We start from the raw sequence: 23548 nt of genomic DNA on the forward strand, positions 1-23548 counted from the left end.
CCCTCAGTTCTCAAACACTGCCTAGAGCGTCTCGGCGACGCTCAGCGCGAGTTCCCGGTGGGACCGTGCCATGACGTTCAGCTTCGCCCGCAGGTCGGCCCTCCACTCGGGCTCGTCATCCCCAGGGGTGTCGAGCGCGCTGTCGATGCGAACGAGCGAGCAGGCGGCGTGCGCTCCGGCGAACAGCCGCAGGTTCGCCAGATCGGACTCGTCGAACGAGCGCGCACTGCGGTATCCGGCGATGAACGCACCGGCCAGCCCACGATGCTCCTCTGCGAAGCGGCCATCCGGTCCGGTCAGATCCCGCAGGGCATAGGCGATGTCGGCGGCATACCAGGAGAAGGCGGCCTCGTCGAAGTCGAAGGCGGTCGCCCGCCCGTCCTCCCAAGCGAGGTTGTCGAGTTCGAAATCGCCGTGGACGATCCCGAACCGGGAGGCGTCGCCGGGCAGAGCGGCGATCCGCTCGGCAAGGCGCGCAACGGCTTTCACCAGTGCCGAGTCGTCGGCGAACCGGGCGGGGATGTCGGCCAGTTCGGTGAACGCCTCGGGCAGGTCGGCACCGGTCGGGGCGGCACTGTCGTGGACGGCCGCGAGGGCGGCGCCCCAGGCCCGCGCGCGCTCCTCGTCCAGGTCCTCGACGTCGAGCTGCTCGCCGGAGGCGGCCTCGACCACCATGGCGTGCATCGGCCCCAGCGCCGTCGCGACTGTCATGGTCAGGTGCCCGGTCGGTGCCGGGACCGGGCGGACCACTGCCGCGCCGCCCGCCGCCAGCGCCTCCATCAGCGAGCCCACCGCCGCGACCGGGGCGGCACCCCGGTAGGCGTCGGGCACGAACCGCAGGTACCGCTTCCCTTCCGGGTCGGGTAGGACGAACACATGCGAGGCGCTGGAGCGCCACCACTTCGCGGTTCCAGCCGGGTATCCCCAGGCGGCGGCGGCCTGGTCGGCGACCGGGCTCTCCCACGCGGCGGACACGGTCCGCTTCAGACGATCGATCTCACTCAACGGCATCATCGCCTGTCAGTCTCGGCGCACCCCTCCACCCACGCAACTCCAATCCCAACCGCCGAGCCCGGCCCGCAAGAAACCTTGACACGATTCGGGAACAGCCTGAGGGGACGGCTCACTGCGTTGCCATCCGCAGTTCGGCAAGGAAGGCCGACACCGGGCCTGCGGAGAGCATCCCGCTGCCTGCGGTCAGTTCGCCTTCTGCCGGGGACAGCGCCGCTTCAGCCCGGGCCATGGTCTCCTTGTCGCCCAAAGCGATCGCTGCGCGCGCGGTGAGCGCCCAGAGCGCTTCGGTCAGCAGGTCGCCCGACGGGGCCGGCGTCCGGCGCAAGACTGCTGCGGCTTCGCCTCGGCGGCCCGCGTCGAGCAGGATCAGCGGGCGCGTCCAGGGTTCGTATGGGCCCCAGTCGGTGCCGGCCGGGAACCCGAGCGGAAGGCCTTCGCCGAGCCGCAGGCACAGCAGCGCCAGCGGCAGCAGGCCGCGCTGGACGCCGGGCATGCCCGCACCGTCGAGCCGGGCCGCCGCGGCCCGGTACGCGGCCTCGACCTCCTCCGAGGGAGAGCCGTGCACCGCGAGGCGCATCGCCCGGTACCAGTCGGTGAAGACCCCCGTCAGCGGCCGCTCGTGCCGCGCCGCGAGGGCGTCCGCCGCGGCCGCATGCGTGTCCGCGCCCGCGAAGTCCGCCAGGGCGCTGCGCGCCTGGAGCCGGATCAGGTGGCCCAGGATCTCGTACGCGGGCAGGCGATGCCGGGCCGCGAGGGCCACCAGTTCGGCCCCGATCCGGTCGCGCTCGGGCGCGAGGCCGGTGCGGTGGAAGGCCTGCATGAACACCCCGTTGAGCGCGAACGCCAGCAGCGCCGGATCGCCAAGCCCCCGGGCCAGCCGCTCGGCCTCCGCGGCCGCCTCGGCGGGGCGCGGCCCCGGGACGCCCCGCGACTCGACCGCGATCACCGCCAGCAGCCGGGCCTTGTCCACATCATGCGCGTCAGACCCCAACTGCGCCAAGGCATGCTCCGCGGCGGCCGCGATCCGGGCCGACCGCGCCGGGTCGTCCGAACGGGTCCAGATCGCGGGCACGTCGTAACCGCCGATCACCCGCGCCGCGAGCTCCGGGTCGTCCAACCGCTCGGCGGCCGCGACCGTCGCGGCCCACTGCTCCTGCGCAGCAACGAGACCGGTCCCGCCGGTGAACGCCAGACTGCGCAGCAGGCCGACCGTGGACTCGAGGCGCGCCGGCGACTCCGGGCCCACCGTCTGGTCGTACGCCGCCGCGGTCGCGGCCCAGACCTGTTCGGCCCCTTCGGCATCGGGATCAACCTGACGCAGCAGGTCGGCCTCCAACCGCCGGAGCCGGACGTTCGGCTCGACCCCGTGCCGCTCGTCCAGCAGCGACTTCGCCCGCCGCAAAACCGCGAGCGCGTCCGCCTGACGCCCGGACCGGTACAGCGCCAGCGCCAGCGACCGCCAAGCCTCCTCACGCCAAGGATGCTCCGCGACCAGCGCGTCGAGCTCCGGCACCGCCTCCCCGGGCCGCCCGAGCGCCAGCAGCGCCCCGCCCCGCCGCTCGACCGCGTCGAGCCGCAGCTGCTCGAGCCGCGACCGCTCGTTCCCGGCCCAGGCCTCGTCGAAGTCCGCGTACGCCGGCCCGCGCCATTCCCCGAGCGCCCGGTCGAGCAGCGCCAGCGCCTGATGCGGCGCCGCCCCGCCCGCCTCGGCGACGGCCGCCTCGAACCGCCACGCGTCCACCGCCTCCGCATCAACACGCAGCGCGTACCCCGGCCCCTCGGTCACCAGCAGCCGAGCAGGCGTCCGAGGCGGCCGGTCCGGTTCCAGGGAACGCCGCAGCGCCGCAACGAACGTCCGCACCGCGCCCACCCCGCCCGCCGGAGCCGAACCCGGACCAGCGCCCGGAGCCGCGCCCCACAGGTCGTCCACCAGCCGGTCCACCGGCACCACCCGCCCGCGCGCGACCACCAGCCGCGCCAGCACCGCCCGGTGCCGCGGCCCCTTGAGATCCAGCTCGGACCCGGCGTCATCCCAGGCCAGGACCGGGCCGAGCACCCCGATTCGCACGCGCACGCCCACCTCCGTCCGCTCGTCAAACTATCGCGCTCATTGAACGCTCATCGGCGACTCGCAGACTCGGAGAGGTCCACCGAACCAGAAGGAGCCACCATGAACCTTTCGATCCCGGGCTTCGACCACCGCCGGATCGCCGTCGACGACCAGGTCTCGCTGCACACGGCCGTAGGCGGCGAAGGCCCTCCGGTCGTGCTGCTCCACGGCTTCCCCCAGACCCACCTGATGTGGCGGCACGTCGCCGCCGACCTCGCCGCCGACCACACCGTGATCGTCCCCGACCTGCGCGGCTACGGCGCGAGCGACAAGCCCGCCGAGACCGGGCCGGACACGTACTCCAAGCGCACCATGGCGAACGACATCGTGACCCTCGCCGAGCGCCTCGGCCACCACCGCTTCGCGCTGGCCGGGCACGACCGGGGCGCGCTGGTCGCGGTCCGCGCGGGCCTCGACCACCCCGAGGTGGTCTCGCACCTGGCGATCCTCGATGTGGTGCCGACGCTGGACATGTGGGAGGTCCTGCACGGGGCCGACGCCAAGGTGGCGTTCCACCTTTACCTCATGGCCCAGCCGCCCGGCCTGCCCGAGCGGATGATCGCCGCGAGCGCCGACGAGTTCTTCGGGTTCTTCCTGGACGCCTGGACGAAGGCCCCCGAGGCCATCCCGGGGCCGGTCCGCGAGGCGTACCTGCGGGCCTCCCGCGAGGCGGTGCCTTCGATCGTGGCGGACTACCGCGCCTCGGCGGGGATCGACGTGGAGCACGACCGCGCCGACCGGGAGAGCGGCGCGCAACTGCGCATGCCTGTCGGTGTGCTGCAGCAGGACTGGGGCGCGGCGCTCGGCTATGACGCCGCGGCGGTGTGGCGGGCCTGGGCCCCGGATCTCGACCACCGGCTCACCGGCGCCGGACATTTCATGGCGGAGGAGGACCCGGCCCTGGTGGTGAAGCTGCTGCGGGACCTCTTGGCACGCTAGCGAACAGGCGTGCCTCCCCGGGAGGGGAGGCAACGCCCGGCCGGTCACGCCACGGCCGTTGCCGCCGCCCGCTGCCACAGGGCCGCCGAGAGCCACACCACCGCGGCGGCGAGCACCACCAGCGAGACCTGCAGGGCCGCTTCGGGAACGAGCGCCCGCAGGCCGATCGGGAACGTCGCCGCCGCGTACAGCGCGAGCGGGACGCGCGGCGCGCCGCCGCGCCAGAGCCCGGCCGCGTACACGACCGCCGCGAGGATGAACAGGATCGACGCCACCGTGAGCGCGGTCCCGAGCGGCCCGCCGCGCAGTGCCTCCACTTGCGACGGATCGAGGTACGCGAACACGAGATTGATCACGACCTCGACTCCGACGAGCGCGGCGACTGACGCGAGGCTCGCGATCAGCCCGACCGTGAGCAGCCCGCCTCTCCTTGAGCGGGACGCGAGGTAGAGCCCGAGGACGAAGCCGATCGCGAAGATCTGCGCGAGCGGCGCGAGCAGCTGCGTGACCGCCGTGGTCGGCAGGATCTCGGCCCGCTTGGCGGTGTTGACGAGGATGATCGCGGCGCAGAGCCATCCGGCGAACGCGGCGATCCGCAGGTACGGCCGCAGTTCGCCGCGCGGGGCGGCAGGGGTGGCGAGGGGTCGGGTCATGGCAGCCTCCAAGCTGAGGGAATAACGCTTGTTATAGCAATAACGATTGTTATGCTGGCTGCGGCGGGCTGTCAAGTACCCTGGCGGCCACGTCGTCGAACGCGGCCGAATCGCGTCCATCCCATTACCCGGAGCGGAGTCCGCCCATGTCTGCACCGACCGTCGCCGAGCAGCTGGTCCTCGGTGGACGCGCGCTCATCAGTCGCGAAGGGACCGCCGACCTCTCGGTGCGCCGCCTCGTCGAAGCCGCCGGCCGCTCGACCATGTGCGTCTACAGCCACTTCGGCAACCGCAAGCGCCTCCTCGCCGAAGTCTTCCGCTCCTGCGGTGAGGACCTCCTCGCCGCACTCGCCAAGGCCCGCAACGCCACCGATCTCGAACGCGACTACGCCGCATACGCCCGCAAGGAACCCCGGCACTTCCAGTACCTCTTCGCCGCCGACCTCGAGACCTTCGGCCTCGACCAGTCCCTCCGCCTCGACCTCATCGACTCGGTCCTCGACCGAGCCGAGGCCCACCTCGGCGGCGGCAGGGACGAGGCGCTCGCCTGGTGGCTCCGCATCCACGCCGCGACCTGGCTTGATACCGCGCAGCGCCTCGCGGGCGAACCCGGCCGCTTCGACACCGAGGCCGCGCTCAAGCGCTGATCCCCGCCTTATTCAACCAGTGGGTTGACAATGATCGGGCCGAGGTCTATCGTTGTATTCAACCAACTAGTTGAGGACGATTCGTGGGCGACACCACCGACCAGCTCGACCGGGCCTTCGCGGCCCTCGCCGACCCGACCCGCCGCGACCTCGTCGCCAGACTCGCGATCGCGGACGCCACGGTCGGCGAACTGGCCGAACCGTACGAGATGAGCTTCCAGGCCGTCTCCAAGCACGTCAAAGTGCTCGAAGACGCCGGGCTCGTCACCCGCAGCCGAGACGCCCAGCGCCGACCGGTCCACCTGAACGCGGAGGCCCTAGACCAGATGACCCAGTGGATCGAACGCTACCGGCGCGAAGCCGAAGCACGCTTCAGCCGCCTCGACGCCCTCCTGGCCCGCACGGCCGAGGGCGACGGGAACCGGCCCACCATTAAGGAGAAGGAATCATGACCAAGCACGAAACCGAGATCGCCGCCGACCCCAAGGTCCCGACGATCGCGATCACCCGCGAATTCGACGCCTCTTCCGAGCGCGTCTTCCAAGCCCACGTCGACCCCGACCTCTACGCCCAGTGGATCGGGCCGCGCTCGCTCACCACGCGGATCCTGCGATGGGACGCCCGCACCGGCGGTGAATGGGCCATGGCCAACGACGAGGACGGCAAGGAAGTCGCCGCCTTCTTCGGCAGCTTCCACGAAGTCCGCCAGAACGAACGCATCGTCTGGACCTTCACCTACGAAGGCGAACCCGACGGCGTCGCCCTCGAGACCATGACCTTCGAACCGCTCGAAGGCGGCCGCACCCGCCTGCGCATCCTGAGCGTCCTCAAGGACTTCGAGTCCCGCGACGGCATGCTCGCCAGCGGCATGGACGTCGGCGTCAACGAGGGCTACGAGAAGCTCGACGAACTCCTCGCCGCCCAGACCGGCGCCGAGAACGGGGGGTAGCGGCCACCATGAGCGACGCCACGAGCGCGACCCAGAGTGCCGCCATGCCGGAGAACCCGTCGGAGCGCCACGCCCACGACGCCGCCCGCATCACCGCACTGGTCGAATCGGCGAAACCCGACGACTGGTCGCGCCCGAGCCCGGTCGCGGCCTGGACCGCCCTCGACGTGGTCAAGCACCTCATCGAATGGCCCCGCGACTTCCTCAAAGGCGCCGGGATCGAGTTGGCGCCCTTGGACGTCGAAGCCGATCCCGCCGCAGCCTGGCTGCGCCATACCGCCGACATCCAGGACATCGTCGACCACCCGGCCGGACGGGTCCTCAGCAATCCGAACACCGGCGACAACCCGGTAGACGAGGCGATCGACCAGTTCTACACCGCCGACGTCTGGATGCACTCCTGGGACCTTGCCAAAGCCCTTGGCCGCGAGCCTGATCTGGGGGAGGAGCGCTGCCGCACCGCGCTGGAGGGCATGCGGCCGATCGAGCAGCTCTTGCGCGACAGCGGCCAGTTCGGCCCGGCGATGCCGGTCGCCGATGACGCCTCGCACCAGGACAAGCTGGCCGCCTTCGTCGGCCGTGACCCGGCCTGGCGGCCCTAACGGCCTCGATCGCCCGGTAGCCCTCGGAATAGTCGGCTGCTTCCAAGCGCTCCAGACTCACGACAGCCTGGAGCGCCGAAGCTTGCCCGCCCGCTGCCAAGGCCTTGCCACTCGGCTCACTGGACTGTCCCAGCCGGCAGCCTGAAATCCCAGCCGGGCCGCCACGTGAACGGCGCGTCTATCTCATCCTCGAGGCGAGCACCGGCCAGCAGCGCTCGCAGTGCGTATCGCTGCGCCGAGTGCCCGATTATCAGGACCCGCTTGCCGTCCCAGGTGTCGCCGAGGTCTGACAGGAACTCCCGGGTTGCCTCAAATACCTGCCCGTAGCTTTGCCCGCCGGGATACGGCAGACCGACGAATTGCGACCGCGGCATGGGGAACTCGTCGAGCGCTGTGCCATTGAGGTTCCCGTAGTCGCATTCGCGGAGCCGTCGATCCTGGAACGTCGGGATGCCGACGCCGGCGAATGCGATTCGCGCCGTCTCGACGGCCCGCTCGAGGTCGGAGGTGAATACCGCCGAGAGACCGTCGTCGCGGCGCCGGTTTCCAAGCTCCGCGGCGACGACCCGGCCCCGCGCTGACAAACGCCCTGGCAGCCAGCCGGTTGCGATGCCGTTCTCATTGTCTTCGGTGATGGCGTGGGTTTCGTAGACGATTTCGACGGTCAATGCGCTCCCCCTGAACCGGTCCGAGGCTCAAGACTACTGACGAAGGCGCTGGAACCGGCCCCTGAGTGTGCGGGGTACCAGGGCACCGGTCCGTCACCGCGAGCGACCGCGGCCTGTTCGGGGCGGCATTCCAAGAGTTGTTCCGGTCAAGGCTTGACCCTCAGGTAACCGGAGCCCATAGCGTGGTCGGCATGAGTCATCGCGAACTGCTCAGCATCGGTGAGTTCTCCCTCAAGACGGCCTGTCGATTCCGGCGCTGCGCCACTACGACGAGGTCGGGCTGCTACTGCCGGCCCCGGTCGATCCCGGCACCGGCTACCGCCGCTACCGGCTCGACCAGGCCCCGCAGGCGACGCTGATCCGCCACCTGCGGTCAGTGGACGTGTCGAGATCGCACTCATCGCGTTCAGCCCGAACCGCTTCCCCGTCCGCGCCAGGACTGGTGTCTTGCCCCGCTCGCCCCAGGTGCGACCCGAGAGAGATGGTCTGAACGCGCCCCGACCTGGTCTGCGAACATGACTACCGCGTCCTTGACCGCGGCCTTGGCCCGGATGGCCGGGAACTCGGTGTTCGTCCAGGCGGCCATCGCTTCGGGATCGGCCTCGCGGGCGCGGCGGTCGGGGCGTTGGAAGGAAAGGCCGAGCCGGTCGAGCAGCCTGCACATCCCGCCGTGGGAGAACCGGACCCCGAAGTGCGCCTTGATAAAGGCATGGGCCTTCGGGATCGTCCACAACAATCCGCCCAGGCCCAGATCCTCGGGAGTGAAGTCCAGGATCGTCTGCCGCACCGCGGCCTCCTCGGACTCGCTCAGGAACCGCCCCGACCCCGTCTCGCGGCCGGCCTTCTGCGACCGGAGCCCTTCGGCACCACCAGCTTCCCGGCGGGCCTTCCACCGCCCGATCGACTTGGCCGAGATCCCGAAGACCCCGCCGCGCCCGCCTCGTCGAGCCCGGCATCGATCGCGGCCATCACCCGCATCCGCACCGCTTCCTGCGCTTTCGGCGAGAGCCGCCGCATGTCGACCCGAAGATCATCAATCACAGCTACAACAACGAGCGAGAGGACATCGAAGGTGCACCACCATCAGGAATCTGGCTGTCACCCAGCCTGTTTTGGCTGTCGCACAGCGCGGTTGAATAGCACTCATGACCGACGTGTTGATCACTGGGGCAAGCCGCGGCATCGGGTTTGCGTTGACCCGGGAATTCCTGGCCCGCGGCGCCCGGGTGTTCGCGGCTGTCCGTGACCCCGACCGCGCACCGGCACTCGCCGCGCTGGACACCGACAGGCTGGAGGTGATACCACTCGACGTACGGTCACAGCACGACATCGACGCCGCAGGCGAGCTGGTCGCCGCACATTGCGGCGGTCTGGACCTGCTGATCAACAATGCCGGGGTCCTTCTCCACAGCGCCAGACTCGCCGATGTGGACGGGAAACAGATGCTCGACCTGCTGAGCGTCAACACGGTCGGCCCGCTGCTGGTAGCCCAGCGGTTTCTGCCGCTGCTGCGCCCGGCTGCACGGCTCGTCAACATCACCATGCCGACCCGATCGCTCGGCGATCTGACCCGCGCCGAGAATCACGCGTTCCTCGCCAGCCGATATGCGCTCAATGCGCTCACCCGGATGATCGCGGTGGAGCTGACCGGCACCGGCCAGGTGGTGGCGGCGCTGTGGCCCGGATATCTGCGCACCGACCTCAACGACCACGCGGAGAAAGCCACCCCGCTGGATGAGGCGATCCCGGGCGTCGCCGACCGCATCGAACAGCTCGGCTCCGCCGACCACGGAGCCTGCGTGCTGCCTGACGGCACACACTTTCCCTGGTGAACGCGTCGCTCAGAGCCCATCGAACTGGACACCATTGAGTGACCTTTCAATACAAGGCGGCGAGTGCGACGGGGATGTCAGCGCGCCCGAGTTCCCAGGCGCGAATGGTGTCTTCGGAACGTTCGATATCGTCGCCGACCTGCTTCTGAGTTCTGCCCGACTCCCTCCGATGCTTCCTGCCCATGGTCTTGAGGAACCACCAAGCGGAATCCTCCACGATTGCCATTGCCTGCCCCCAGATTTGGTCGATGGCACGGTTTGGACTCTCCACTATCGCATGGACAGGCGAATCTCGGAAGTCCCGGAGTGTCTATGGGCGAGAAGGGAAGGCCGAGAAAAGCACCCCGGAATCCTCCGCGTTGTATCCTCGGAGTTCGACTTGCCGCTCTCGATTCTCTTCTTGTGACCTGCGGAAATACTGCCTAGATTCATGGTTGTCGGGAGTTGTGTCACAGGGCTCTCGATTGGTGGGGATGCCCGGGGCCGTTTCGTTCCTCCCGCGGTTCGCGGCTCCGGGCTTTCACTGTCGGAAATCCGATAATCTGAAAAGGAGTGCAGCGATGGGACAGCGCGAATCCGAAGAGGTTGACCTTGTCCGAGGCGCATTCAGCGATGACTACCGGACTTACCGCGTCCGGGCATCGAGCACTGACGCGCCCGACTCGTTCCAAGTCCTGACCGGCGAAGCCGACGACATCGTGCTGATCGTCTCGGGCCTGAACTCCGGTGACCTGAAAGCAACCTGGGGCCGTTCTGGCGGTCCTTCAAACCGACCTGGAAGATCTGGATCGAGGAATCCGCGTTCCGCGTCTTCGAGTGCGGCCGTCCGCAACTCGACTCGACCCCTGCCTCGATCCGGTTCTGCCGTGGCTAAGACCATGACCGCAGCAGCCGATGAAGGCCCCTACAACCTCCGCTCCGATGGCGAGCCCGGCATTCACGGCCACCTCGGCAGCTTCCGTCGAGGCCCGGCCGTCTTCAGCCTCTACGAGATCCCGCCGGACCGGGGCCAGTACCCGAACGGCCCGACGGTCTACCTCATTGACGTCGAAGACGGCGTGGGCGCTCGCGAGTGCTGCCGCTTCTCCGGCGACCCGGAAGACGTCCTGGTCTGGAACGGCGCGTGGAACAACGATGAATGGTGCATCTGGATCCTTCGCCGCGCCTTCGCCTTGATCGCCGCACCGAATTGAGACCGAGCGGTACCACCGAACATCATCGGCGAGAGGGCGGGTCCGAACCGGATCCGCCCTCTCGGCCACGTTCCGAGACGCCATCATTACGCCACCGATATGCAACTGTGATGTTTCCTGGCCGCGTCTCCCCTTCCGAGTGGGTCACCCGATCCACGGCATGCGAGCCACGAGGAGTCAAGATGCGGAAACGACACGCCATCGGGGCGGCGGTGACGGCGACTGCGGTCGCCGGCGCGGTCGTCACCGGCGGACTGATCGCCAACGCCGAGACGAATACGACGCCGTCGCCATCCACCGCGGCCAACCAGGCCGGCATCACCGCCCCCACGGTCATCCTCCCCACCGGGGACGCCGTGACGATCTTCGAAGACGGCACCCTGGGCGTCAAACCCGCCGCCGGCCGCGAGGACATCGGCTTCGTCACGATGTACGAGCCCGGCGCCGGCAACGAGCGGCTGGTCATCCCGCGGGATATGGCCGCCGAGATCCAAGCGGGACAAGAAGACCCGCGCCGGTACAACGTCACCGCGCTCGCCGCCGCAGGCCACGCGGACGCCGCCGCCGTGGAAGAGTCCGAACTCGACGCATTCGCGGGCCTTCCGCCGAGCGCAGCCCAGGCCGAAGGCGAACGGCAGCAGACTCAGACCCTCACCGTCACCCTCAAGGACCGCTCCGGCAAAGCGCCGCAAGACGACTGGGTGCTCTGGGCCGACCTGGACGACCCCGATCACTGGGGCCGCCTCGAGTTCGATGAGAACGGCGTCGGCACCGTCGAACTCGAGCCGGGGGAGTACGCCCTCCAGCACTCGATGTGGAACGAGGCCAACGACACCGCGCGCGGCGAGATCGTCGCGGGCCTGAGCGCGGTGACCATCGGGAAGGAACCCGAAGCGCTCCTCATCGACGCTGCCGAGGCGGTGCCGCTGACCATCGAGGTCGAGGAGGAGGACGCCGCATACGAGCGGGGCATCCTCTCCCTCAGCGCCTCCGGTGAAACGAACTCTGTCGGCACCGGCGACTTCATCGGCGCGCGGGACGACGTGTACGTGATGCCGGAACCGGACCTGCCCGGCTTCGACCTCGGGTTCCTGTACCAGGCCGTGCTCACCGGCGAGGAGGACGACGAGGCCTACCAGTACAACCTCGCCTTCCACGAGCGCGGGTCGTTCCCCGACGAGGGCGAGTTCAAGCCGTCCGAGGACCACCTGGCGGCCGAGGAGACGACCTTCAACAGCCTCGGGGTCGACATCGAAGGCTTCACCTGCGACTACGGTGACACGAATCCGCAGCTCGGCCCGGGCCTGTGCGCCATGATGCCGACGTCGTTCCCCTCGGAGCGGACGGTTTACTACACCGCCGACCCCGAAATCGAATGGTCCGGCTTCCATGAGGGCGGCGTATACGTCGATGAGCTGCAACTCGTGGACGGCTTCTACGACTCGAAGGACCTGGGATCGCTCAAGGCGGGCGAGACCGAACGCTCGGTCGTCCAGGGGCCGTTCTCGGCGGGACCCGCCAATTCGATCCTCTACTCCTATGAGGACGTCCCGTTCCTTTACGCGGCCACCAAGCCCGCGTACAGCGGCAGCGACGAGGACCTGACACTCGTGGGCCACAGCGCCCGCGCCGTCCTGAGCACCGACGACCAGAAGGTCGGCGTGCTCGAAGGGATCGACCCGTGGGGCGGCTACGAGTTCGACCTCACCGGGTTCGACGAGGGTCGGTACACGCTGGAGGTCGACTCCACCAAGAGCACCGACACCGCGCTGGTCGGCACGGCCGCGACGCAGACCTGGAACTTCGACCTCGACCCGGGCGCCGCGAACGACGAAGGGAGGACACTCGCCCTCCCGGTCGTGCTGATGCGCGCGGAAGAGGTCGAAGGCGGGTTCGTCGAGGACGAAGACGATCTGGACGTGACGCTCGACCTGGTGGTCAACGAGTACGCCCCGCAAGTCACCGCAGAGGCGATGACCCTCGAGGTCTCCTTCGACGACGGCCGGACCTGGGACGAGGTCGAGATCGACCGGGACGGCAACTCCGCCACCGGCACGATCGAGCACCCGGAGGACGCCGATTACGTCTCCGTGCGCATGACCGCCGTCGACGACGCGGGCACTGAGGTCACCCACACCACGATCCGCTCGTACGGGCTCCGATAAGCGGCGTTTCCGAACTGCGGGAGCCTCCAGTGAGTTTGTTGTATCGCAACAAAACTCACTGGAGGCTCCTGGTGTCCGGTCACCACGGTCGAGTCATGGTGTGCCGCAGGTCCGGGTCCTGTCCTCGGTTGCGGACGGGCTAGCTGAGATCGTTGATACCAGGCAGGCCGGCGTCCTTCGCCGAGAGCTGAGCCGCGTCGGTGGGATCCACCGGGAGCGGCCAGGCGATGCCAAGGGCCTCGTCCAGCGGGTTGACCGCAGTGCCGGCCATGCCCGGCTTCCATTCCTGGTCAAAGCAGTAGACGTACTGCGTGCCTTCCGGGCTCAGCGACTGGAAGCCGTTGCACACTCCCGGCGGCACGAGCACCTGGACGCCCTTCGTGAGATTCACGGTGACGCTCTTGCCCCGCGCGGGGGAGTCGGGCCTGGCGTCGACGTACGCGCCGAACGCTTCGCCGCTGACCACCGCGACCAGCTTGTACATGTCCTCGCCGTGCAGGCCGCGGATCGCGCCCTGCTTCGTCTCGGTGACATTGATCTGGAGCCACGGCCCGAGCGAGGGGAGTCCGGCTTCCACGAACGCCGACTCTCGATAGAACTCGCGAACCGTTCCCCGATCGTCCGTAATCTGCCTCATTTGCAGGACGACAAGTCCTGGAATATCAGTTTCCTGTACGACGAAAGGGGTGATCGATGGCATGGCGCACCTTAACATGCGGTGGCGGCCCCTCATGGAACGAGAACGCCGCCCCCGCCGGGATCGGTCGAACTCGGAACAAGTGAGGCGACCGGGGCGAGGCAGTGCGGTGACGGGCTGAGCGACCAGCGTCTCCTCGGCCTTGCATCCCTCGGATACGGTCGGTTCGTCCGCCGGTGCCACCCACGAGTGCCCACCGCCCTGAAACCCTGAGAGCGACCGCATGTCGTATCCGCCTCCGCCCGCGCCGCAACCCGACTTCCGCCACACCCCGCCTCCGGCCCCGCAGCGGATGCCCTTGTGGGCCAAGGCCCTTATCGCGATCGCCATCGTGGTGACCGTGCTCCTGCTGCTCTTCGTCCTCATCGAGACCCTCTGGATCGGCAAGCAGATCGACCGCTTCTTGTCGGCCGGCGAGTCCGAGGCCACGACCGGGCCGCCGCCCGATTTCGCGGCCGACTTCAATGAGACCGTCTGCCACGAGTTCGACCTCGCGGTGTTCGACGAGTTCGCAGGCGGCGCTTCGGAGTTCGAGACCGCCACCGCGTACCCCGACGAGATCTACACCCCGGCCCTGTCCTGCGGCTTCGTGACACCGGACGGGCAGCAACTCAGCGTCTCGATCGCGGCGAGCAAGGAGGACGGCGGCTACGGCGCCGACGCCGTCTTCGACCGCCGCAAAGGATACGAGGAGAACCCCGGCTGGCAGGTCGAAGACCTCACCTCGGGCAGCTTGACCGGGTTCAGCGCCGTCTACCCGGGCGGCGACGCGACGGAGACTTACGCCTTCGAGGGCGGATACGAGCGAATCATGATCCGCGTGTCCGTCGAGTACGAGGGGTCTTCGCGCCGGGAGGCGGCCGCCGGCGTTGCCGCAGAGGTCGCGAGCCAGGCGCTCGTCCGCTTCCTGGACTACGCGTAGCGCGCGCGGCCGCGATTGCTGCGGCCGTGTGTCCATTGTCGAACGGTTGGGCAAGGATCGGCGCGATTGTGGCGACTCCTCGTGATTCGGATACCATACGTCATCCGGATACTGTGATGTATCTTGAAAGGGTGAATCGGGAGACCAGAACGAGGCTGACTCGCAAGGAGAGCCAGGAGGCGACGCGACACCGCCTGATCGCCTCCGCAATCGAGAGTTTCGCTCAAGACGGCGTGGCCGCGACCTCGCTGAACGCCGTTGCCGAGCGCGCGGGCTACAGTCGCGGGGCCGTGCACGGCAACTTCGACGGCAAGGACGCCCTCGCTGCGGCCGTCGCCGAATCGGTGGTGGGCGCGCTCGGCCCGGAGCTCCAGCGGGTGCTCGCGGTCCCCGAACCCAGTGGGGACCGACTCGCGGCGTACATCCGCACCTTCCTGCGGTACTGCACGGACCATCCCCACGCCGTCGGCGCGCTGATCGCGGTGGTCGAGTACTTCGGCCGCCTCGACCCGCAGCACTACGGCGAGCGCGCCGCCGCTGCGCTCGAAGATCTGGTGGGCCTGTTCGAGGACGGGCAGCGGCGCGGTGAGATGCGTGCGTTCGACGCCCGGATCATGGCGTTCGCGGTGCGCACCGTGCTCGACAACGCCGCGCTGCAACTGTCCGGCGGCCGAGCCGACGCCGCCGAGCTGACGACGGAGATCACGGCGCTGTTCGCCAACGCCACCCGCGAGGAGAGGAACCCGGCATGAGCCGCACCTACCGCATCACCGTCCGCGGGCGCTTCGCGGACCTCACTGCCGCGCAACGGGAGCAGCTGCGCGTCGAGCAGGCCGAGCACGACATGTTCGCCGCGAAGTACACACCGGAGGGCGTCTTCCTCTACGGCCCGGAACTGGTCGGATACCAGTTCCGCTACCTCCTGAGCGTCGACGAGGCGAGCCCGGAAGACGCCGACCTCGCCGCCCAGCTCGAGGCCGAGGCACTGGCCGAAGCGGGCATCCGCGCGCGCGGCCTCCAAGGCCGCATCACCGACACCGCCTTCACCTGCCTCGAGGACATGAAGATTCGCGGCGGCAGGCGGCCCTGAGCACCGGACACCCGAATCCGATGACAGATCGGAAGTAGATCCCGTGACGCCGGCCCTCGGCCTTCCCGGCCGGGGGCCGTGCCGCTTCGGGGTGGCTGGGGCCGTGCTGTTCCCGCCCGGCCGGGGCCGCGGTCGCCTAGCATCGGCGCGTCGCCAGCGAGCCAGAGGAGGAACCATGAGCGGAGAGCGGGATCTCCGGAAGCTGCTGAGCGGCATGAGCCCTGAACTGCATCCCGGCCCTTACGTTTTCACGTCCGTCACCGCCGCTGTCGCGCCGCCCGGGCTCAGTCCGGTGGTCACGATCGCCGAGGCGGAAGGCCTGACCCTGGTGCTGACCCGCGAGGAGGCGGACCGGGCGGGCCTGGCCTACGACTACGAGGCCGCCTGGATCACCCTGCGCATCCACTCCGCGCTCGACGCGGTCGGCCTCACCGCCGCGGTCGCAACCGAACTCGCGGAGGCGGACCTCAGTTGCAATGTGGTCGCCGGATACCACCACGACCACTTGTTCGTTCCCTACGAGCACGCGGACCGCGCCATTGCGATCCTTGAGGATCTGGCACGGCGAAGCGCCTTACCCCGTCGTCGGAGCCGAAGTTACCCTCGCGTGTAGTAAGCAGTGCCCCCGGTCAGCAACCCTGCCTCGGGAAACCTGAAGGGGAGCTGAAGTGCGATCGGGCGCTTGTGGAGCGCGGCCTCGATGCAGCACGCGGGCCGTGTTCGGGCATGGCAATGTGGGCCGCCGGGGGCGGAGTTACCCTCGCGTGTAGTACGGAGCGCCCCCGGCAACAACCCTGCCTCGGGGAAGCTGAAGGCGAGCTGTAGCGCTGCGAAGGTGGTTGTGGCGGCGGGGGATAGCATGCACAGCGCTGCGGGGCGGTTGCGGCGGGCGGGGGATAGCATGCACCCGGCGGTCGGGCGGCCGCCTCATCCTGATCGGGAGGTCTGGGGCATGGGTGGCGAAGGGCGGCAAGCGCGGTGACGGCGGCGTTCTTCACCGGGCTGGCCTTGGGGCTGGCACTGATCGTGCCGATCGGGGCGCAGAACGTCTTCGTGTTCGGGCAGGGGGTGACCCTCGGGATGCCGAGGGCGCTGTGGGCCGTCGTCGGCGCGGCCGTGTGCGACACGATCCTGATCCTGCTCGGCGCGGCAGGGACCTCGGCACTGCTGAACTCGGTGCCGGGCCTGCGGCCCGCGATGCTCCTCGCGGGCGCGCTGTTCCTCACCTACCTCGGCGTGAAGTCCCTGCGCGCCAAGCCGACCGAGCTCGACGACGAGACCGGCGTCTGGTCGCGGGGGCAGGTGCTGCGCCGGACCATGGCCGTCTCGCTGCTCAACCCGCACGCCATCCTCGACACCGTCGGCGTGCTCGGGGCGGCGATCACCGCCCAAGCGGTCGGCACGCGGCTGCCGTTCGCGCTCGGTGCGGTGACCGCCTCCTGGGCCTGGTTCCTCGTCCTCGCGGCGGCGGCACACGGCCTGCGGCGCTTCATGACGAAGGAACGGCGGGTCTGGTTCGACCGCGTCTCCGGGCTGATCCTGCTGGTGTTCGCCGGGTGGCTCGCGGTCGAGTTCGTCCAGACCCTGGTCTAGGGCTCGGTCAGGCTCCCGGCTCGATCCGCAGGAGCTGGCCGGTCTCCAGGGCCGCCCAGACCGCGCCGTCAGGGGCGATCGCGATGCCGTGCGGTTCGCTGTTATCGAACGGGATGTCGTGCCCGGTGACAGTGCCGCCGGCGCTGACGTGCCCGATCCGGTTGCCGCCCCACTCGGTGAACCAGCAGCCGCCCTCGGCGTCCGCGACGACCGCATGCGGCCGCGCGCCTTCCCTGAGCGCGTAGGCGGTCACGGTGCCGTCGGCGTCGATGTGGCCGACGCGGTCGCCCATGATGTCGGCGAACCACACCCGGCCCGTTTCCGCCGCGATGCCGACCGGGGCGGAGCCCGGCAGTTCGAGCGGGATGACCTCGACCGCGCCGTCGGCGCCGACGCGCCCGACCGATGCCCTGGCGTTCAACGTGAACCACACGTCGCCGCCCGGCGCGAGGGCGAGGGCCGAGGCGAAGGCGTCGGTGGCTGGGATTGCGAACCGGGCCAGCGCCCCGTCGGCATCGATCCGTCCGATGTGGTCGGTTCCTGATTCGGTGAACCAGACCGCGCCGGTGCGGTCCACGGCGATGCCGTAGGGGCCTGCGCCTTCGGTGAGCGGCACTTCGGTGAGCGCGCCGTCCGTGCCGATGCGGCCTATCCGGTGGCCCTTGAACTCGGTGAACCAGGCCGCGCCGTCGGGTGCGACGGCGATGACCGTGGGCTGCGACCCGGCCGCCAGCTCGGTGTACTCCGGCTCGCCGTCCGGGGCGATGCGGCCGACCCGGTCGCCTTCGGCCACGGTGAACCAAGTCGTGCCGTCAGGTGCGAAGGCGATTCCGTACGCGCCCTTGGCGACGTCGACAGTCCTCATCAGATGGTCCTCTCCTCGGGGTTCGCCCGGTCGGGGTTGTGAAGGAATATATATCGGCAACGAGGCATGCCGCCTCGGTCAGCCGTTCTCGCTCGCCGTCACAACGGGTGCGGCGGCGACGCCGTTGAGGACCAGGTCCATCCAGCGCTCGCGGGCCTTGACCGGCTGGTCGGAGGGGGCGGTGGCGAACAGGAGGAAGAAGTCGTCCACCGTCAGGTCGGCACGGAAGCGGCCGGTGTCCTTGCCCGCCTTGAGGATCCGCTCCATCGCCGCCAGGGCGCGGGAGATCGGCCGCTCGATGTCGTACTGCGCGCCGAGTGACTGCGCCGCGGCCTTGGCGGCCTTGTCGCTGGCCGCGAGTTCGACGGCGCCGAGGAGGAACCGCCGGAGCTCTTCGAGCGCGTCCGCGCCGGCCTCCATGCGGTCGGCGGTGGCCTCGACCTCGTTCATGATGCGCTCGAGGTGGGATTCGATGACCGCGCCGACCAGGGCGTCCTTGGTGGGGAAGTGGCGGTAGAGGGTGCCGACGGCGACGCCGGCCTCCTCGGCGATGGCGTCCATGCGCACTTCGGGGCCGTGGACGACGATCTGCCGGTCGGCGGCCTCGAGGATCTTGGAGCGGTTGCGCGCGGCATCGGCGCGCAGCGGGCGTTCCGCGCTCATCCCTCTCCTCTCGTTCGACCGCATAGTAGGGCATCGCGACCTATGTGACCCTCGTCGCCGGGTTTGCAATAACCTGAATCATGGTTCATTATAAAGATGAACTCAAGTTCAGCTTACCTCGCGGACCGGAACGGCCCACCGCGAAGAAACCGGAGGCTCCGATGAGCACCAAGCAGCGCACCAAGGCCTGGACCGCCGCCGACATCCCCGACCAGACCGGCCGCACCGCGGTCGTGACCGGCGCGAACAGCGGCCTCGGCATCGAGACCGCCCGTGCGCTGGCCGGGCGCGGCGCGCACGTGATCCTGACGTCCCGCTCCGAAGCCAAAGGACGCGAGGCCGTCGAGGACATCCGCGCCGACCACCCGCGCGCGAACCTCGAGGTCCGCACGCTCGACCTCGAAGACCTCGACTCGGTGGCCGAGTTCGCCGACCGTCTGAACGCCGACCGCAACCGGCTCGACCTGCTCGTGAACAACGCCGGCGTCATGGCCCCGCCGCGCTCGCTCAGCCCGCAGGGCCACGAGCGCCAGTTCGCCACCAACCACCTCGGCCACTTCGCGCTCACCGGGCGGCTCCTGGGCCTGCTCGAAGCGGGCCGCGACCCGCGCGTCGTAACCGTCTCCTCCCTTGCGCACCGGCACGGCCAGATCCACTTCGACGACCTCACCGGCGAGCGGCGGTACAGCGCCGTCGGGTACTACGGCCAGTCGAAGTTCGCCAACGCCGTCTTCGGACTCGAACTCGACCGGCGGCTGCGTGCGGCCGGCAGCCCGATCCGCAGCCTGATCGCGCACCCGGGGTTCTCGGCGACGAGACTCGTGGCGAACGGCATGAACGCGCCTACGCGGCTGCTCGCGAACCTCGTCCTGCCGTTCGCCACCCAGTCGCAGGCGCAGGGCGCGCTGCCGCAGCTGCGCGCGGCCACCGACCCGGCGGCGCAGAGCGGGGAGTACTACGGCCCCAACGGCAAAGGCGAGCGCACGGGCGCGCCGGTCGTGGTCGAGACGATCCCCGAAGCACAGGACCGCGAGACGGCCGCGCGGCTGTGGTCGGTCTCGGAGGAGCTGACGGGCGTCACCTTCGCGCTCAGCGCGGCCTGACGCAGGCCCTAAGGCGTCGTCTCGAGGTGCCGGAGGACGCGCGCGGCGATGTCCCCGAGGGCGTCCAGGTCCTCGGGGGAGATCGCGTCGAGCAGGAGGCGCCGCACGGCGGCCACGTGCAGGGGCGCGGCCACCTCGATCGCCTCGACGCCCTGCTCGGTGATGGTCACGAACGCGCCCCGGCCGTCCTCGGCGCACTCCTCGCGCGCGACCAGGCCACGCTTGATCATGCGCGCGATCTGGTGGGAGAGGCGGCTCTGCTCGAAGTCGATGTTCTTCGCGAGCTCCTGGAACCGCAGGCGGCCGGAGGGCTCGTCGGTGAGGGCCACGAGGATCGCGAAATCGGGGCCGGAGAGCTTCGACTGCGACTGGAGCTCGCTGCCGAGGCGGGCGGTGAGCTTCTGGTTCAAGCGCACGAAGGCCCGCCAGGAGCGCTGCTCGCGCGGGCTCAGCCACGGTGTGTCGTCGTTCATGATGGCGCCATCCTACCTGGTCATTGACACATCATGTACCGTCCGGAGTTTCGGCGGACCGCACACCGGGGGCGAGTCTTAGCGGACCGCCCGGAATCGTGGAATCCTGGGGCGAAACGGCATCGAGCGCGAGAGGCCCTTTCTGATGGCGAACGAGCAGTACCGACTGCGGAGCATGCCGGTGGGCACCGGTGCGACCGGGACGCGGACCGAGTCCGACTCGATGGGGCCGATCGAGGTCCCGGCCGAGCACTACTGGGGTGCGCAGACCCAGCGCTCCCTGCACCACTTCGCGATCGGCGAGGACCGGATGCCCACCGCCGTCTACCGCGCCTTCGGCCGCGTCAAAGAAGCCGCCGCGCTGGTGAACGCCTCGCACGGCCTGCTCGAACCGGTGATCGCCGAGGCGATCGTCGTCGCCGCCGGAGAGGTCGTCTCGGGCGACCTCGACGCGGAGTTCCCGCTCTCGGTGTGGCAGACCGGTTCGGGGACGCAGACCAACATGAACGTCAACGAGGTCATCGCCAACCGCGCCAACCAGCTCCTCGGCGGCGGCATCGGGACCAAGACCCCCGTGCACCCCAACGACCACGTCAACCTCAGCCAGTCCTCCAACGACAGCTTCCCCACGGCGATGCACCTCGCCACCCTCCTGGCCCTGCGCGACCGCACCCTGCCGCAGCTGGACGCGCTCACCGAGGCGATCCGGTTCAAGGCCGAGCAATGGGTCGACGTCGTCAAGATCGGCCGCACCCACCTCCAGGACGCCACGCCGCTCACCGTGGGCCAGGAGTGGTCCGGGTGGGCCGCGCAGCTGCGCGACGCCCGTGTGCGCCTTGAGGACTCGCTCGCGGGCATCTGCGGCCTCGCCGCCGGCGGCACCGCCGTCGGCACCGGCATCAACGCCCCCGAGGACTTCGGCGAGGCCATCGCCGCGAAGCTCGCCGACCTCACCGGGCTGCCGCTCGTGACCGCCCCGAACAAGTTCGCGGCACAGGCCTCATTGGACGGCATGGTCGCGGTGAGCGCCGGCCTGCGCGGCGTCGCGGTCGCACTCATGAAGGTGGCCAACGACATGCGCTGGCTCGCCTCGGGTCCGCGCGCGGGCCTCGCCGAGCTGCGCCTGCCCGCCAACGAACCGGGCTCGTCGATCATGCCCGGCAAGGTGAACCCGACCCAGCAGGAGGCCACCCTGATGGTGTGCCTGCAGGTCATCGGCGAGGACTCGATCGTGGCCGCCGCCGGCGCGCAGGGTCACTTCGAGCTGAACACCATGCGCCCGGTCGTGATCGCCAACGTGCTGCACTCGGCCCGCATCCTCGGCGACGCCGCCGAGAAGCTCAAGGACTTCAGCGTCGAGGGCACGCAGCTCGACCGCGCGAAGATCGCCGAGCACGTCGACCGCTCGCTCATGCTCGTGACCGCCCTGAGTCCGCACATCGGCTACGACAAGGCCACCGAGATCGCGCACAAGGCCGACGCGGAGGGCTCGACGCTGCGCGAGGCCGCGCTCGCCCTCGGGGTGAGCGCCGCCGACTTCGACCGCATCGTCGACCCCGCGACCATGGTCGGCGACCCGCGGCGGGACCTCGGACTCGAACCGGGGCGGTGAGACCGGGCACGATCGGCGCGGATCGCGAAACATTCGCGGCCGCACGGGCGTTGTGCGGCATATGAGGACTCCGCACCCCCTCCGGCTCTCGCTGCTCGACCGCGCCGTGATCGCCGGGGGCGAGACGCCCGCCGAGACCCTGCGCGACGTCGTCGCCAACGCCAAGCAGGCCGAGGACCTGGGATTCCACCGCTACTGGGTGGCCGAGCACCACAGCGTGCCCGGCATCGCCGGTTCGGCGCCCACCGTCCTCGCCGCGGCCGTCGCCTCGGTGACCTCGCGCATCAGGGTCGGCACCGGCGGCGTCATGCTGCCCAACCACCGGCCGCTGGTGGTCGCCGAGCAGTTCGGCGTCCTGGAATCGCTCTTCGAAGGCCGCATCGACATGGGCCTGGGCCGCACCCTCGGCTTCGTCCCAGCCGTGCGGGCCGCGCTCGGGCACGACCTGGACGAGGCCGACGACTTCGACGCCCTCCTCACCGAGCTCCTCGGCTACTTCACCGGCGAGCAGGCGTCCTACCCGGGCGTGCACGCGCGGCCCGGCGAAGGGCTGCGCCCCGAGCCGTTCGTCCTGGCGGTGGGCTCGGGCGGCGAGTACGCCGCCCGGCACGGCGTGAGCCTGGTCATCGCCCCTTCCAAGGGGCTCAAGGCGACCCGCGCGAAGATCGACGACTACCGGCGCGACTTCCGGCCCTCGGTGTGGCGGTCCGAACCGTACGTCGTCGTGGCGCAGAGCGTCGCGGTCGCCGAAACCCGCGAGGCCGCCGAGGACCTGCTCCTGCCCGAGTTCTGGTCGACCGCGCTGTCCCGCACCAAGGGCGAGTTCCGACCGCTGCGGCCCGCGGACGAGATCAGGGCGGCCGAGAAGTCCAGCCGCGAGTCCAAACACCTCGAACAGGCGCTGACGGGCGCGATCTACGGCACCGCCGACGAGGTGGCCCCGCGCCTGGCCGAACTCGTCGAGGCCACCGGCGCGGACGAACTCCTCATCGGCACCTCCTCCTACGACCGCAAGGCCCTCTTCGACTCCCACCGCCGCCTCGCCGAACTCGCCGGCCTCGCCACCCGGTGACCGCTCAGCGGTCGCGGAAGTAGTGCTTGGCGGCCGGGAGGCTGAGGATCGAGACGAGCGCGAACGCGCCGCCGACCATCAGCAGTACCGTGACCCAGTCCAGCACGTTCACCCACTGCGGCGTGGCCGCCACGACCCACTCGTTCGCCTCGTTGCTGAGGTCGAACCCGCCGCTGTCCTGCGGCACGAGCGAGCGGTGGGCGAAGAAGTCGCGGTTGAGCCGGGTGAAGAGACTGGCGGGCATGCAGCACCCGACCGCGGTCCAGGACATGATGAGCGTGAGGAACCGCGCGGTCGGCGCGCCGCGGCTGTTGAACCCGGCCAGCAGCGCGTAGCAGGCGGCGAGCAGCACATAGAAGCCCGCCATGGTGGTGAACGCGCCCTGGACCACGAAGTCGATCTCACTGGACGCGAAATCGAATTCCCCCGTGATGTCGTGGTGCATGAGCCGCTCCGCCTCGCCCCGCACCGTCTCCTTCACGACCAGGAAGCTGACGGCGGTCAGGGCCAGCAAGACGGCGGTGAGGCACTGCGTCCACACGACGGCGGCGACGATCTTCGGCCGCGGCTCGAACGGCGGCGGGAACTGCGGGTCGTGGTACACCGGGGGATCGGCCATGGCGCCCTCCGTTCGCAGGAGCAAAGGCCCCGATAGTAAACCGCTGCCGCACAACGGCATCGAGCAC

General features: G+C 69.8%; 28 protein-coding genes. 17 read left to right on the forward strand and 11 right to left on the reverse strand.

The window, feature by feature from the left end; genetic code table 11:
• Window positions 1-21 precede the first annotated feature (21 nt).
• Both J5V16_RS03810 and J5V16_RS03815 read right to left on the reverse strand, forming a co-directional pair.
• Window positions 22-1011 (reverse strand): phosphotransferase enzyme family protein, encoded by a 990-nt coding sequence (locus J5V16_RS03810; RefSeq protein WP_408612375.1) that lies wholly within the window; start codon window positions 1009-1011, stop codon window positions 22-24.
• 112 nt (window positions 1012-1123) lie between these two features.
• The gene (locus J5V16_RS03815) at window positions 1124-3088 is read right to left on the reverse strand and encodes a BTAD domain-containing putative transcriptional regulator (RefSeq protein ID WP_208494685.1); all 1965 of its coding nucleotides are present in this window, start codon (window positions 3086-3088) and stop codon (window positions 1124-1126) included.
• A gap of 96 nt (window positions 3089-3184) precedes the next feature.
• On the opposite strand from J5V16_RS03815, the gene J5V16_RS03820 reads away from it, so the two are divergent.
• Window positions 3185-4063 carry an alpha/beta fold hydrolase gene (locus J5V16_RS03820; protein ID WP_208494686.1) on the forward strand — a complete coding sequence of 293 codons (879 nt, stop codon included), beginning with the start codon at window positions 3185-3187 and terminating at the stop codon, window positions 4061-4063.
• 44 nt (window positions 4064-4107) lie between these two features.
• Here the strand turns inward: J5V16_RS03820 and J5V16_RS03825 are convergent, their stop codons facing one another.
• Window positions 4108-4716, reverse strand: coding sequence for a hypothetical protein (locus tag J5V16_RS03825; RefSeq protein WP_208494687.1), 609 nt, complete (start codon window positions 4714-4716; stop codon window positions 4108-4110).
• Window positions 4717-4862: 146 nt separating this feature from the next.
• On the opposite strand from J5V16_RS03825, the gene J5V16_RS03830 reads away from it, so the two are divergent.
• The 4 genes from J5V16_RS03830 (at window position 4863) to J5V16_RS03845 (ending at window position 6914) form a co-directional block, all read left to right on the forward strand.
• Window positions 4863-5363 carry a TetR/AcrR family transcriptional regulator gene (locus J5V16_RS03830; protein WP_208494688.1) on the forward strand — a complete coding sequence of 167 codons (501 nt, stop codon included), beginning with the start codon at window positions 4863-4865 and terminating at the stop codon, window positions 5361-5363.
• An 83-nt stretch (window positions 5364-5446) separates the two neighbouring features.
• A complete protein-coding gene (locus tag J5V16_RS03835; RefSeq protein ID WP_208494689.1) occupies window positions 5447-5815 on the forward strand; it encodes an ArsR/SmtB family transcription factor in 369 nt (122 codons plus the stop codon).
• The gene (locus tag J5V16_RS03840) at window positions 5812-6312 is read left to right on the forward strand and encodes an SRPBCC family protein (protein WP_208494690.1); all 501 of its coding nucleotides are present in this window, start codon (window positions 5812-5814) and stop codon (window positions 6310-6312) included. The genes J5V16_RS03835 and J5V16_RS03840 overlap by 4 nt, the downstream gene beginning before the upstream one ends.
• 44 nt (window positions 6313-6356) lie before the next feature.
• Complete coding sequence (locus J5V16_RS03845) at window positions 6357-6914, forward strand: maleylpyruvate isomerase family mycothiol-dependent enzyme (protein WP_208494691.1); 558 nt, start codon at window positions 6357-6359, stop codon at window positions 6912-6914.
• A 116-nt stretch (window positions 6915-7030) separates the two neighbouring features.
• Here the strand turns inward: J5V16_RS03845 and J5V16_RS03850 are convergent, their stop codons facing one another.
• Window positions 7031-7582 (reverse strand): histidine phosphatase family protein, encoded by a 552-nt coding sequence (locus J5V16_RS03850; RefSeq protein ID WP_208494692.1) that lies wholly within the window; start codon window positions 7580-7582, stop codon window positions 7031-7033.
• Window positions 7583-7829: 247 nt separating this feature from the next.
• Between J5V16_RS03850 and J5V16_RS25680 the strand changes: the two genes are divergently transcribed.
• Window positions 7830-8072 carry a MerR family DNA-binding transcriptional regulator gene (locus J5V16_RS25680; RefSeq protein WP_408612376.1) on the forward strand — a complete coding sequence of 81 codons (243 nt, stop codon included), beginning with the start codon at window positions 7830-7832 and terminating at the stop codon, window positions 8070-8072.
• Here the strand turns inward: J5V16_RS25680 and J5V16_RS03860 are convergent.
• Window positions 7989-8369: a helix-turn-helix domain-containing protein gene (locus tag J5V16_RS03860; protein WP_208494693.1), complete on the reverse strand. Its 381-nt coding sequence runs from the start codon at window positions 8367-8369 to the stop codon at window positions 7989-7991. The two genes, J5V16_RS25680 and J5V16_RS03860, sit on opposite strands and share 84 nt — an antisense overlap.
• Window positions 8370-8727: 358 nt before the next feature.
• On the opposite strand from J5V16_RS03860, the gene J5V16_RS03865 reads away from it, so the two are divergent.
• Window positions 8728-9414 carry an SDR family NAD(P)-dependent oxidoreductase gene (locus tag J5V16_RS03865; protein ID WP_208494694.1) on the forward strand — a complete coding sequence of 229 codons (687 nt, stop codon included), beginning with the start codon at window positions 8728-8730 and terminating at the stop codon, window positions 9412-9414.
• Between the two features lie 46 nt (window positions 9415-9460).
• Here the strand turns inward: J5V16_RS03865 and J5V16_RS03870 are convergent, their stop codons facing one another.
• Window positions 9461-9640 carry a helix-turn-helix domain-containing protein gene (locus J5V16_RS03870; protein ID WP_208494695.1) on the reverse strand — a complete coding sequence of 60 codons (180 nt, stop codon included), beginning with the start codon at window positions 9638-9640 and terminating at the stop codon, window positions 9461-9463.
• A 334-nt stretch (window positions 9641-9974) separates the two neighbouring features.
• Here J5V16_RS03870 and J5V16_RS03875 point away from each other — a divergent pair, with 334 nt between their 5' ends.
• On the forward strand, window positions 9975-10607 hold the full coding sequence (locus tag J5V16_RS03875; protein WP_208494696.1) for a hypothetical protein: 633 nt from the start codon (window positions 9975-9977) through the stop codon (window positions 10605-10607).
• Window positions 10608-10789: 182 nt separating this feature from the next.
• The gene (locus J5V16_RS03880) at window positions 10790-12772 is read left to right on the forward strand and encodes a hypothetical protein (protein ID WP_208494697.1); all 1983 of its coding nucleotides are present in this window, start codon (window positions 10790-10792) and stop codon (window positions 12770-12772) included.
• A gap of 139 nt (window positions 12773-12911) precedes the next feature.
• Here J5V16_RS03880 and J5V16_RS03885 read toward each other — a convergent pair whose 3' ends face one another.
• Window positions 12912-13472, reverse strand: a complete 561-nt coding sequence (locus J5V16_RS03885; protein ID WP_208494698.1) for a dTDP-4-dehydrorhamnose 3,5-epimerase family protein — start codon at window positions 13470-13472, stop codon at window positions 12912-12914.
• Between the two features lie 220 nt (window positions 13473-13692).
• On the opposite strand from J5V16_RS03885, the gene J5V16_RS03890 reads away from it, so the two are divergent.
• The 5 genes from J5V16_RS03890 to J5V16_RS03910 all read left to right on the forward strand — a co-directional run bounded on the left by J5V16_RS03890 (window position 13693) and on the right by J5V16_RS03910 (window position 17074).
• Window positions 13693-14391 carry a hypothetical protein gene (locus J5V16_RS03890; protein ID WP_208494699.1) on the forward strand — a complete coding sequence of 233 codons (699 nt, stop codon included), beginning with the start codon at window positions 13693-13695 and terminating at the stop codon, window positions 14389-14391.
• A 116-nt stretch (window positions 14392-14507) separates the two neighbouring features.
• Entirely contained in the window at window positions 14508-15143 is a 636-nt protein-coding gene (locus tag J5V16_RS03895) for a TetR/AcrR family transcriptional regulator (protein WP_243900786.1), read from the forward strand.
• Window positions 15140-15481, forward strand: coding sequence for a DUF6204 family protein (locus tag J5V16_RS03900; protein WP_208494701.1), 342 nt, complete (start codon window positions 15140-15142; stop codon window positions 15479-15481). The genes J5V16_RS03895 and J5V16_RS03900 overlap by 4 nt, the downstream gene beginning before the upstream one ends.
• A 175-nt stretch (window positions 15482-15656) precedes the next feature.
• On the forward strand, window positions 15657-16094 hold the full coding sequence (locus J5V16_RS03905) for an ACT domain-containing protein (protein ID WP_208494702.1): 438 nt from the start codon (window positions 15657-15659) through the stop codon (window positions 16092-16094).
• A 365-nt stretch (window positions 16095-16459) separates the two neighbouring features.
• Entirely contained in the window at window positions 16460-17074 is a 615-nt protein-coding gene (locus tag J5V16_RS03910) for a LysE/ArgO family amino acid transporter (RefSeq protein WP_208494703.1), read from the forward strand.
• Between the two features lie 7 nt (window positions 17075-17081).
• On the opposite strand, the gene J5V16_RS03915 is transcribed toward J5V16_RS03910, so the two are convergent.
• Window positions 17082-17939: a Vgb family protein gene (locus J5V16_RS03915; protein ID WP_208494704.1), complete on the reverse strand. Its 858-nt coding sequence runs from the start codon at window positions 17937-17939 to the stop codon at window positions 17082-17084.
• Between the two features lie 78 nt (window positions 17940-18017).
• Window positions 18018-18602, reverse strand: coding sequence for a TetR/AcrR family transcriptional regulator (locus J5V16_RS03920; RefSeq protein WP_208494705.1), 585 nt, complete (start codon window positions 18600-18602; stop codon window positions 18018-18020).
• 161 nt (window positions 18603-18763) lie between these two features.
• Here J5V16_RS03920 and J5V16_RS03925 point away from each other — a divergent pair, with 161 nt between their 5' ends.
• Window positions 18764-19705 carry an oxidoreductase gene (locus J5V16_RS03925; protein ID WP_208494706.1) on the forward strand — a complete coding sequence of 314 codons (942 nt, stop codon included), beginning with the start codon at window positions 18764-18766 and terminating at the stop codon, window positions 19703-19705.
• An 8-nt stretch (window positions 19706-19713) separates the two neighbouring features.
• Here the strand turns inward: J5V16_RS03925 and J5V16_RS03930 are convergent, their stop codons facing one another.
• Window positions 19714-20178, reverse strand: coding sequence for a MarR family winged helix-turn-helix transcriptional regulator (locus J5V16_RS03930; RefSeq protein ID WP_208494707.1), 465 nt, complete (start codon window positions 20176-20178; stop codon window positions 19714-19716).
• A gap of 145 nt (window positions 20179-20323) precedes the next feature.
• Between J5V16_RS03930 and J5V16_RS03935 the strand changes: the two genes are divergently transcribed.
• Both J5V16_RS03935 and J5V16_RS03940 read left to right on the forward strand, forming a co-directional pair.
• Window positions 20324-21790 (forward strand): class II fumarate hydratase, encoded by a 1467-nt coding sequence (locus J5V16_RS03935; protein ID WP_243900723.1) that lies wholly within the window; start codon window positions 20324-20326, stop codon window positions 21788-21790.
• A 61-nt stretch (window positions 21791-21851) separates the two neighbouring features.
• Window positions 21852-22862, forward strand: a complete 1011-nt coding sequence (locus J5V16_RS03940) for an MsnO8 family LLM class oxidoreductase (RefSeq protein WP_208494708.1) — start codon at window positions 21852-21854, stop codon at window positions 22860-22862.
• Window positions 22863-22866: 4 nt separating this feature from the next.
• Here the strand turns inward: J5V16_RS03940 and J5V16_RS03945 are convergent, their stop codons facing one another.
• Complete coding sequence (locus J5V16_RS03945) at window positions 22867-23481, reverse strand: hypothetical protein (protein ID WP_208494709.1); 615 nt, start codon at window positions 23479-23481, stop codon at window positions 22867-22869.
• Window positions 23482-23548 lie beyond the last annotated feature (67 nt).

The organism is Glycomyces niveus (assembly GCF_017592475.1).
GTDB classification, from domain to species: domain Bacteria; phylum Actinomycetota; class Actinomycetes; order Mycobacteriales; family Micromonosporaceae; genus Glycomyces; species Glycomyces niveus.